The sequence below is a fragment of the Moorena sp. SIO4G3 genome (assembly GCF_010692305.1).
Lineage (GTDB): Bacteria > Cyanobacteriota > Cyanobacteriia > Cyanobacteriales > Coleofasciculaceae > Moorena > Moorena producens_A.
The window spans coordinates 1-10737 of the sequence record NZ_JAAHIG010000302.1; the positions used below are offsets into that span (position 1 = coordinate 1).

A 10737-nucleotide genomic window follows, 5' to 3' on the forward strand; every position below is an offset into this window, starting at 1 on the left:
ATTCCTAGGATTTGAATGGTATCTGTCTTTAGAATGCTGGCTCCCACTCACTTGCTGTCAATACCTGCTATCTCCCTCCTGATAAGCATTTGACCAATTTGTGCTTAACTTTTTGTCAGTCAACCAGCCTTTACCCTGTAAGGCTTTGAGTTTTTGAAAATGTGTAATTAATTTTGTGTACCTGCTTAAATAATTCCTAGAAAAGCTTAAAATCTTCATCATCATGCAGCATTCGCTAATTCTGTTGCATATTTAGCTACTGGAAGAAGTGGTGGGTACCAACATTGGGGCGCTGACCCTGCAATTTCCCGATGGTCGGCTTCCGAGAGGTGGGGAGTGGGATAAGGAGATAGAGATTCGACAACGAAAATAGTACCTTGTCCGATTATTCTCAACTTATTGAGCAAAGGCACCCCTACCACAAACATGCCCTTGCCCTAGAATCAACCACCATCCCTAACATCAAGGGTAATTTCAGCAGTTATCACCCGGTCTGTCTGAGAAACAATCTTTACTCGCCTTACTCTACCAGCATAGGGCGTTCGCGTAGCGTCTCCCTAGGAGAATCGCACAATACTCAATTCTGCCAACTCCTTCTCCACCTCCTGGGATTGCTTCACCAAGGATGCCAGCTGGTACTGCTGCCGCTGTAGATTAGTTTGATAAGTCATCATCTCCAGAGAATGCCGGTAAATCTGTTGTTGGTAACGAGTTTTAGCAGCATTTAACCGAGCAATAGCAGAATCGATCGCAATCTGCGTTTTAATCCGTTTTTCCTGTAACCGTTGTCGCTTCTGGATTTTCTCCTGGTCGTGGATGATATTGAGATAATCCACCTTGAAGCGGAGGGGTGGAGCTGTTTCAATTTCCCTTTCCACCAACGCTAAATCATTCCGAGCCTTCGCGATCGCAGCTTCCTCTTCACTAAAGGAAGGTGTTGGTGGTTCTTGGATCGGGGGTAGTGGTAAACTCATCTGATTGATCGCGATTTGCAGCTGGTTCCGTCTTGCTTCCAGTGTTTTTCGTTGAGCAGTGCGGTCCGACAGAGTTTCACCTACCTTTACTCTGTCCCCCTGCTTGACCTTAATATCCTCCGGTGCCGTCACTGTTACGTTTATCCGGTGTCGCTTTGGTGCAGTGGGTTGAATTTGTGTAACCGGGGTAATGCCATCAGGTACTGGTTCAACAGAAACTTGACTTGGACTAGCTGCAACCAGCACCGCTGCCGTGCCAGCAATACCAATCCCGATTAAATTACTTACCCATTCCATAGTCCTACTGCTGCTGGTGAGATTATCTTTACGCTTAGATTTCCCACAGCATACTGATCAGTCAACTTAGTGATAGCTGTAGTCAGTGGACAATAGGTGAACCTTACTGTCGAGGCGCTCACGCTAACAGTCTGAAGTTGATTAAGCTGTGCAGCTGGTTTCACATCTTCGGGGAAATCGACAGCTACTTGACCATTAACGAAAATCGCAGCACCAGGGTATTGTGCTGCCAGCTGCCGTAATCCGGGAATAGGGTCTTCATCGTCCCAACTCAAAGTCTTGACTGTGGTTTGAGATGGTTGACCAATATTGGTAGTGAGCTTAGAGATAGTAATCTGTTCCCCGGTCTTATAGATACCCCTCCCATCCGTAACAATAAACTCATTCCCAGCAGTATCGATAATCCAGTAGCGGCCAGAGGCATCAGAGCGATCGCTAGCCCAGACACCAGTAATTTCGGCATAGATATGATTAGTGCTGGCATTCTGGTTGTAACTGGTAATCGCACCATCCCGAAGTCCAAGACTCTGAGTAACCTTCGTTGTGATTCCCCCACCATTGGCCAACCAGATGCCAATCATGAGTAACACTGTGGCAAAAACTAGCACCCACAGCTCAGCAGCACCCCCAGTCTTAATCCGTCGTCTGGGGTTGCTCACAGATACAGCCCAAGCTGGCTCAGGCCAGAACAGCTGAACCCCTTGCTTAGTAAAGGTATCTGAGAAACAAGCTAACAGGTGACCTAAGGGAAAAGCGATCGCACCTTTCCAATCCCCCAACCAAAAATGTCCGACAACCATCGAGACAGCAGCAATAGTAGCAGTGGCCAGCAGTGAGTGAGTAATGCTGCGGTGAGGAAACCTGTCTTCGATCCAGCTGGAGATAGGGTAAAAAATTTTCCCGATAGTGCTGGTAGTAGTATCAATATCCGGAATCTGGGCACCAACTACAGCTAAACCCAACAGCGATGGGTCAGCAGTTCCCAAGACTAAGCTGGTTCCTGCTGCTGCAATCAAGCTGTGGGTTATGCTCATCATGATTACTGTCCCAACCTCTTTCTTGCACCTCTGATACTGCCTAACTGCTTAAGGGTCATCCCAGCAACCAGACTGACTCCACCAAATATATAGAGGGACTTATTCCCAGTCCCCATACCAATGAACCTGATGATACCGAAGCTCATGAGAGCAGCAATAATAATAGGCTTACCTTCCTCGTTTTCGGTTGGGATGTCTAGCTGGAAGGCCAGGGCTTGAAAGAACTTTTTCCCACTTCCTTTGTAGATTGCGATCGCAGCCGAATACTCTCCCAGCAGTTCCTCATAGAGGGCTTGGGCAAACTCGCCCTTACCCACGCCAGCCTCCCCAAGGATGAGTATAGAGTTACCAGCTCTAACAGCAGTGCAAGCTCTCTCAAAATCCTTCCCTAACTCCCGCCTCGATTTCGATATTGAGCTAACAGAGTGTCTGCTATGGAGGCGGGAGTGTATTTTGGGTTAGCCGCTTCCTCAGCATCAATTACTTTTTGTTGCAAATCCTGTGGCAAATCATCCCAACCCATTTTGTCGGCTAAAGCTCTTACCAAGTCAGCCATGGCTAACTCACGAGCCTTAAGTTCAGCTGCTGACCTCATCAGTTGATTCACATTAAACTGATCAGTCGGGTTTTCTGGTTGAACATATACATCTCCTTCGGTTTCTGTAGTCGGAATTTGATTTTCTGCACTGAGGTTGCTATCATCAGCCTTAAGGATTGAATTGTTATAGAAACCACTTCTTTTCCCAGTTTTCTTAACATGATTTCCCAGAGCACGGACTTGGTCAGCTTGCTCCTGTGTCAGGTAAGCCTTACCTTCTGAATCGGTCTGTGCTTCTATCTCTAAGTAATGTAAGTCGTTATAGTAAGCATCTTTTTTAATATTAAGTTCACTGATCAGCGTTTCGGGGCGAATCGCCCCTGATGGTGCATAATTCTGTTTATACATTTTTTTTTCGGGATTCCATATTATGTACAAGGCTGAGAAAAAATTTATGGAATGACCCCATAATTCTGGGGTGTACTGCTCAATTCCAATGGTTATTTTAGCTTGAATAATTGCTGGTTCAAGCCTTGAGCAATAACTACCATTCGTGAAAATGTAAATCCTCTGGTTACGAGGGTGTAGTTGTTGTTAAGTCTGGGGGAGATAGAGCAGCGAAATAATTGGTTGAGTTGAGGACCGGGAGATTTTTATTCCAATGTTTCCCCAGTTGTTGAAGCTCGACGGCTGGAGTTTCTGTTCTCAGTTTCTGGTACAGAGGTTGCTTTTCGGGTACACGGTGTTTTTGTTTTCGGGTGTGTGCTGGGGGTTTTGTGAATAGGTGGTGTCGGTTGTGTGCTGAGAGTTGAGGTGTAGGTAGTTGTTTGGGATTGCGTTTATCTATGGCGCAATAGCTTCCTGGATGCAGGGATTAGGTTCGCTCGATGGTTGGGGATTTGGCTGAAATTTCGGCTGTATGCCCTAGTTCCAGGGAGGGTGGAGAGAAGAAACTCAACAATGTTCCCTCATTTAGCAGCAACTGTTCGGGGAAGTAGGTGAGTTTCGTCAGAAAGCTTTGGTTGAAAAAACAGGGAATTGATGATGCTTTAATTCAACCCTATTCTGGTCATTCCTCATGGCAGTCTTTGGAGGTCTATTCACGCTTGAGTATTGGGGAAGCTCAGGAAATCTATGACCAAGTCATGGTGAAATTCCCTGTGTAAAAGGGTTTCAAGGCTGTTGGCACTTCGTGACAGCTTCTCTAGCATTACGCCTCATACTCTGGTCACGCAACTGGTGCAATCGGAAGCGGCCTGATGGTTTCTTGGGTTCAAACTGTAAAACTACTGTAAAACTAAAACCCGCCTCTAAGAGGTGGGTTTAAAAAAAATTTAGAAGTACCGCAAATTGAAGTAAATACACCTAAAAGACATCTCCATAAAATCGGTTTTGACCCAGGGATTACAAGGGTTTGAAGTTAATTTTTTGGAAATGTTTTCTGGATTATTTTTTCTTAGTAACCTTCAAAACTCAGAAAATGGTTCAAGCAAACAATACTACTTGTTAGGGGATTAGATAAAGTCCTGAGGGGGTGACATGAGCCCCAAAAAGCTTACTCTATAAGGCTTTGATGCCAATGGGCTCATGGAAGATACAGTCCCAAATTAACCCTCAATTCATTTTCTGGAAGCTCAAACCCTTATAACTACGTCCAACGTCAGCCCAAAACAGAATGTATCTTTTTGTAACTTATGAGCTGAAATTATTACCCAGTAAGGATTTTAGTTTATAGGTTTCCCCCCTGGATAAAGTCATTAAGTCCCAGTAAACCATTAGAATCAACATAAGCAATAGTCTCATTACCAAAGCTAATGCGAGTGCCGTTGACAATATTAACACCATGCACAATACCATTGAATGGGTTGAAATCGTAATTGTTAAATTGTCCGGAAATCACAATTTTATCAAAGTTGCGCTCGAAATTGTCAATGACCGCATAATCTATTGCACCAGGATCTGTATAATAGACGGTATTCGGAATCGCTACTAGGTTATTGGTGCCCAGTATAATCAGGTCACGACGGGCATCTAAAACACCAGGGTCAAGGATATCAATTTCACCAGCACCTTTCAAAATATCATTAGTACCGTTCAGGGTATCTGAACCCAAACCTCCAACTAGAGTATCTTTACCATTATCACCAGTGAGGAAATCGTTACCAGCATTCCCAAAGAGACGGTCATTACCAAAACCACCATCGAGAGTGTCGTTACCAAGATTTCCAAACATCAGGTCGTTGCCAAGATTTCCAAACATCCGGTCACGACCAAAACCACCATCGAGAGTGTCGTTACCAAAACCACCATCGAGGGTGTCGTTACCACGATTTCCAAACATCCGGTCGTTGCCAAGATTTCCAAACATCTGGTCGTTGCCACGATTTCCAAACATCTGGTCGTTACCACGATTTCCAAACATCCGGTCACGACCAAAACCACCATCGAGAGTGTCGTTACCAAAACCACCATCGAGGGTGTCGTTACCAAGATTTCCAAACATCCGGTCGTTGCCAAGATTTCCAAACATCCGGTCGTTGCCACCTAGACCACGCATCAGGTCGTTGCCACCTAGACCACGCATCAGGTCATTAAAAGGGGTACCTCTTAGGTTATTGTTGAAGTTGTTACCAATAATATTTGCCAAACCATTTACTCCTTATCGATTGCAATTATTTTTAAAATTTGTGGATTATTATGCTCAAGGAAATTTACCCTATTTGTGTGAGTGAGACCCTGAAAAACTATTCAAGAACTACCCATTATTAATAGGAGTGGTTTAGAAATTAAGAATCAAGGCTTTTTGAAAACCTGCACTATATTAATCACTCCAAAAATCCAAATTTTCTACAGTTTTATATAAACTTTTGTAACAAATTACTGAAAACTTGAAAATTACAGTCCAAAGCAATTGAGTCAACGACACCCCAACACCCAATACCCTGATGCGTGTTTCAGAATCTGAAGTGCTACATTTCGTTGTCTTTGACGCTACCCTAGGCATAAGTCAGTAAACCAAGTACTTTAGCGCTTGTCCCCGGCTGCGGCTGGGGTTTTTCATTGGGCATCTGCTGACTGTCTCCATCCTCAAGGGGTCTTTCCGGAAAGAAAGTTAGATTTGAGGTGCTAACAGCAGAACAGATGAGGCACCTTGTAGATGAGACTAGTTACCCCGTTGGAAGCTTGTCAGATTTTAGATGTCCCGATGGAAATGCTCGAAAGCATGACAGCAGCAGGGATGATCAAGATGAGACGGACTCAACATGGCATACGCCGCTATGACCTGGACTGTGCTCCAGGGGAACTTGAAGAGGATGATCAATCCAGCAAACTTTCCGGAAGGTAGGCCGGTGATTGACCGGATGGTTACACCAAATGAGGCGGCCAAGGCTCTGGGGGTAACCACTAGGACTTTGAGGAACTGGGAGGCGGCAGGCAAAATAAAGGCGACCAAGAACAAGAAGGGTAGGAAAATCTACGACTTGGACTCGGTAGTCTATGAGGATTGATTTGAGTTGCTTTCCGGAAAGCAATAAAGGAATTTTACACGAGTGTTGACTGGTTATGATTCAGATATGGTCAAGGATACAGCAAAAATAAATCCAATCAACTATTTCACACTTTCCGGAAAGCAATCTAATGGTGGAGATAGGCAAAGCACCTTGATACTTAACCCGATGGCTGCGATCGCTTTATCTATCAAAACGGCTTCCAACTGGACCTGGGAAGAATGCGGTAAACCGTATCCACCTTTGTATAGCGATGGATAAATTTTGGTCGCTAAGGCTGAAAAGCTTGCTGTATAAAAGTTCCAGCAACCATCTGAAATGTCCCACTTTTGTCCCCAAACGGGACAGTCAATATTGGAAAGTCACGATTTTACGTTGATATACCCTGTTTTCTACAAGTTTCCCAAGTATCGAAAATGGGACAGTTGCCTCTAGCGACCACTTTTTCTCTACTGCTATACAAAGGCGAGAGTGGCAAAAGAGGGCTAAAAACACTACTTTTGCCAACCTTACTAGAAAGCCAAACACTGAAAGCCCCGCGTCTTTAGACCGGGGAGTGTCAAGATTCATAGTTAGGCCAGATCAAAACGATCAGCATTCATCACCTTCGTCCAGGCTGCTACGAAGTCTTGCACCAACTTTTCTTGGCTGTCATCTTGCGCATAGACTTCAGCATAGGCACGAAGGATTGAGTTGGAGCCGAAGACAAGATCGACCCGTGTCGCTGTCCACTTAACCTGATTAGTCTGGCGATCGCAGATTTCATACAGATTCTGACCTACAGGTTTCCACAGGTAGTTCATATCCGTCAGGTTCACAAAGAAGTCGTTAGTCAAAGCACCTTCACGATCCGTGAATACGCCATGCTTTGTGCCGCCATAATTGGTCCCTAACACACGCATCCCACCGACTAACACAGTCATCTCGGGAGCCGTCAGTCCCATCAACTGCGTGCGATCAAGCATAAGCTCTTCCGCACTGACGGCATAGTCTTTCTTCAACCAATTGCGGTAGGCATCATGAATGGGTTCTAGCACGTCAAATGACTCTGCGTCGGTCATCTCATCCGTTGCATCGCCCCGCCCCGGAGAAAAGGGGACAGTAATTTCGAAGCCAGCGGCTTGAGCAGCTTGCTCGATACCTACGTTACCGGCCAAGACGATGACATCCGCTATGCTTGCCTTGGTCTCTGCTGCAATGCTGTGTAGAACAGTTAATACTTTTGCCAAACGAGCTGGCTCATTGCCTTCCCAATCCTTCTGCGGAGTCAGACGAATTCGCGCCCCGTTTGCGCCACCGCGCTTGTCCGATCCGCGAAATGTACGAGCGCTGTCCCAAGCGGTACAAACCATTTCACTAACGCTCAGACCGCTTACTGCAATGCATTCCTTTACGGCTTGAATATCGTAATCAGTATTCCCGGCTGGAATAGGATCTTGCCAGATCAGATCCTCTTCTGGAACATCGGGGCCAATATAGCGAGCCTTTGGCCCCATATCTCGGTGGGTCAGTTTGAACCATGCCCGTCTGAAGACATTACTGAAATATTCAGGATCGTTGTAGAACCGCTCGGAAATCTTTCGATACTTTGGGTCCATCTTCATGGCCATATCGGCGTCGGTCATTACAAGGTTGCCGCGAATCGTCGGATCTGCAACATTGACGGGTTTGTCTTCTTCCTTCGGGTCAATCGGTTCCCATTGCCACGCACCTGCTGGACTCTTCTTTAGTTCCCAGTCATAGTTGAGCAGCATATGAAAATACCCATTATCCCACAGGGTCGGCTGAGGCGTCCAGGCCCCTTCTATACCACTGGTAACGGTGTTGTGACCAATACCCTGACCAGTATTGTTCACCCACCCCAAGCCCTGGTCTTGGATATCTGCCCCTTCGGGTTCCATGCCCAGCAACCCGGCATCACCGTTACCGTGACATTTGCCCACCGTATGCCCCCCAGCTGTAAGGGCTACGGTTTCTTCGTCGTTCATCGCCATACGGGCAAAGGTAACGCGCACGTCATTGGCGGTTTTGATAGGGTCGGGATTGCCATCTACACCCTCGGGATTAACATAAATCAACCCCATTGTTACCGCAGCCAGTGGATTTTCTAGCTTTCGCTCATCAGAATAGCGGCTGTGGTGGTTATCGCTGGGGGCAAGCCATTCCTTTTCTGGCCCCCAGTAAATATCTTTTTCGGGATGCCAGATATCTTCTCGACCAAAGGCGAAACCAAAGGTTTTTAGTCCCATGGATTCGTAGGCGATCGTGCCAGCATAGGTAATCAAATCGGCCCAACTAAGCTGGCTTCCATACTTCTTCTTTATCGGCCAGAGTAGACGGCGTGCCTTGTCTAGGTTGGCGTTGTCTGGCCAGGAGTTGAGTGGCGCAAAACGTTGATTACCTGTCCCCGCACCGCCACGACCATCCGCAATCCGGTAGGTTCCGGCCGCGTGCCAGGTCATACGGATCATCAGACCACCATAGTGACCCCAATCCGCTGGCCACCAATCTTGGCTGTCGGTCATCAGCGCGTGTAGGTCTTGTTTTAGTGCAACCACATCAAGTTTTTTTACCGCCTCCCGATAGTTAAAGTCCACTCCCATCGGATCAGTTTTGCGATCATGCTGACTCAAAATATCGAGATTAAGTGCCTTCGGCCACCACTCCATCTCTGACATACTATTTGTTGTTACACTACCGTGTATCACCGGACATTTACCACCAGTGCTTGTCATCTTTCTACCTCCTTGGAGACTCCCATTATACCCGCAGGGTTAACGGTGAGAGGTTCATGAGGACAGAATCTAGTTTGTATAAGCATAACCATCCTTTCTGTGAATAAATCGACAATATTTGTGACTAATCCCTTGCACTAGTCCTGATTTCGTTGAGATATTGAAAGACCCTGATTTTCGGGTTGCGACCCGTCCTACATAAGTACCAATATTCTTCCCCTTAGTCACCACGGCGCGGACAATATCTCCTGTCTGAAAGCCTTTGTGAAATTTAATTCTGGAGCAATGACGAATGGGGAACCCATACTTATTAGTCCTACAGAGCTGACGAGTGCCGTGTCCTTTGGCTGTTATTACCAAAGGTAGGGTTACTTCAATAATCAGAGTTTCAACTTTTCCAACATTGGCCGCATCTAACCAATGAGTTTTAGGAAGATTTTGGCGGCACCTGTTGAATTTTGTTAATCCGCCGCTACCCACTTCAACAGGCAATCCTATTGATTTCAGTTCGTAGTACAACGTACAGCGAGTTGAGTTAACAGAAGCCGCATCAGCCAGGGGGCGTAATGATTGACTCAGTATTCGTTTCAAGATACTAGGCTTTTTCGACAAAAAAAGCTCAATATCTTGATTGGATTTAGCCTGGTTACATGGATGACACGCAATAGTTAAATTAGAAACCCGATTGGAACCACCTTTAGATTTAGGCTTGATATGCTCGATTTCTAACTGAGTACCTGTTGCCCCACAATAAGCACACTTGCGATTCCATTTTTCAAGTAAATATTCCCGAAGTTCATAGCCGTAAAGTGTACCCTGTTGGTACTCGATACCAGATATTTCAGGATTTTGCAGCTTTTGAGTGTCGAACCTAACCAATTCTTGGGATATGCCGGTGATAGGACAGAATCGAATCAACTTTTTAACCCAAGTTAAAATATTTTGAACCCTAGACGTCAAGCTGGGGGCTAACCAGCCTTTTGATCTAGTTCTGTTAAGAAACCTGGGCTTGCGGTATCGAGTCTTGCGATTACGTCTACTACGTCTCAATTGTCTACGAGAGGTCAAAGCCTCTTGTATTTGAAACCCTCGATGGGTAAGTTCAGATCCCCAGATTACTCGTTTTCCTTGGACGATAGCTAAACCGCTTATTTTTGCTCCAGGATCTATTTTGAGTTGGTGATCGTGAGTTATTGGCTGTTTTACTTCCTCCGTCAAAATTATGGTAAATGGGTAACGACGATAGACCTTTGCTTTTCCTACCGAAAGTAAAATTCTGGCTCTCGCAGGCTTGCATGGATCTAAGGGTTGTCGGTTTTTGTTGAGTACAAAGACACGCATAATTGTGTTTTCTCCTATTACTAGGGTTAAGTTAGCTTTGTCAATGTTATTCCTCGGTACTTTCCCAGTCGCACTGGCTTAACTCAAATACACCTGTTTAACGACCGGGTTCTAGAGCTGAAGACTAGCTACGCATCCTCAGGTAGGAACCTTAACACTTAGGAATAACGTAGTTCTTTGTTACGGTCGATGCCTGGTATTACCCAGGGCACCTCCGCTTCCGAACTGGGCGTGCGACTTTCACCGCACCCAGCTCTTAGGTATCCTCAACCAATAGGCTTGCCTTTCGGCTTGCTCCAATGAATC

Annotated in this window: 11 protein-coding genes; 4 read left to right on the forward strand and 7 right to left on the reverse strand. The window is 45.8% G+C overall.

Annotated elements, in window-relative coordinates:
* Positions 1-557 precede the first annotated feature (557 nt).
* The 4 genes from F6J99_RS33845 to F6J99_RS33860 all read right to left on the reverse strand — a co-directional run bounded on the left by F6J99_RS33845 (position 558) and on the right by F6J99_RS33860 (position 3254).
* Positions 558-1271, reverse strand: coding sequence for a hypothetical protein (locus F6J99_RS33845; RefSeq protein WP_293119672.1), 714 nt, complete (start codon positions 1269-1271; stop codon positions 558-560).
* A complete protein-coding gene (locus tag F6J99_RS33850; protein ID WP_293119674.1) occupies positions 1259-2308 on the reverse strand; it encodes a metal-dependent hydrolase in 1050 nt (349 codons plus the stop codon). Before F6J99_RS33850 ends, F6J99_RS33845 begins: the two co-directional genes overlap by 13 nt.
* 2 nt (positions 2309-2310) lie before the next feature.
* On the reverse strand, positions 2311-2625 hold the full coding sequence (locus F6J99_RS33855) for a hypothetical protein (protein WP_293119676.1): 315 nt from the start codon (positions 2623-2625) through the stop codon (positions 2311-2313).
* Between the two features lie 71 nt (positions 2626-2696).
* Positions 2697-3254 carry a hypothetical protein gene (locus F6J99_RS33860; RefSeq protein WP_293119678.1) on the reverse strand — a complete coding sequence of 186 codons (558 nt, stop codon included), beginning with the start codon at positions 3252-3254 and terminating at the stop codon, positions 2697-2699.
* A 614-nt stretch (positions 3255-3868) separates the two neighbouring features.
* On the opposite strand from F6J99_RS33860, the gene F6J99_RS33865 reads away from it, so the two are divergent.
* Positions 3869-4012: a hypothetical protein gene (locus F6J99_RS33865; RefSeq protein ID WP_293119680.1), complete on the forward strand. Its 144-nt coding sequence runs from the start codon at positions 3869-3871 to the stop codon at positions 4010-4012.
* Positions 4013-4575: 563 nt separating this feature from the next.
* Here the strand turns inward: F6J99_RS33865 and F6J99_RS33870 are convergent.
* On the reverse strand, positions 4576-5493 hold the full coding sequence (locus F6J99_RS33870; protein ID WP_293119682.1) for a calcium-binding protein: 918 nt from the start codon (positions 5491-5493) through the stop codon (positions 4576-4578).
* 510 nt (positions 5494-6003) lie between these two features.
* Here F6J99_RS33870 and F6J99_RS33875 point away from each other — a divergent pair.
* From F6J99_RS33875 to F6J99_RS33885, 3 genes are read left to right on the forward strand one after another with little or no spacing between them, the layout of a single operon-like run.
* Positions 6004-6192 carry a hypothetical protein gene (locus F6J99_RS33875; protein ID WP_293119684.1) on the forward strand — a complete coding sequence of 63 codons (189 nt, stop codon included), beginning with the start codon at positions 6004-6006 and terminating at the stop codon, positions 6190-6192.
* On the forward strand, positions 6161-6355 hold the full coding sequence (locus F6J99_RS33880; RefSeq protein WP_293119686.1) for a MerR family DNA-binding transcriptional regulator: 195 nt from the start codon (positions 6161-6163) through the stop codon (positions 6353-6355). The genes F6J99_RS33875 and F6J99_RS33880 overlap by 32 nt, the downstream gene beginning before the upstream one ends.
* 45 nt (positions 6356-6400) lie before the next feature.
* Positions 6401-6616, forward strand: coding sequence for a hypothetical protein (locus tag F6J99_RS33885; RefSeq protein ID WP_293119688.1), 216 nt, complete (start codon positions 6401-6403; stop codon positions 6614-6616).
* A gap of 311 nt (positions 6617-6927) precedes the next feature.
* Here the strand turns inward: F6J99_RS33885 and katG are convergent, their stop codons facing one another.
* Positions 6928-9090, reverse strand: coding sequence for a catalase/peroxidase HPI (gene katG / locus F6J99_RS33890; RefSeq protein WP_293119690.1), 2163 nt, complete (start codon positions 9088-9090; stop codon positions 6928-6930).
* 69 nt (positions 9091-9159) lie between these two features.
* Positions 9160-10431, reverse strand: coding sequence for an RNA-guided endonuclease IscB (gene iscB, locus F6J99_RS33895; protein WP_293119692.1), 1272 nt, complete (start codon positions 10429-10431; stop codon positions 9160-9162).
* Positions 10432-10737 lie beyond the last annotated feature (306 nt).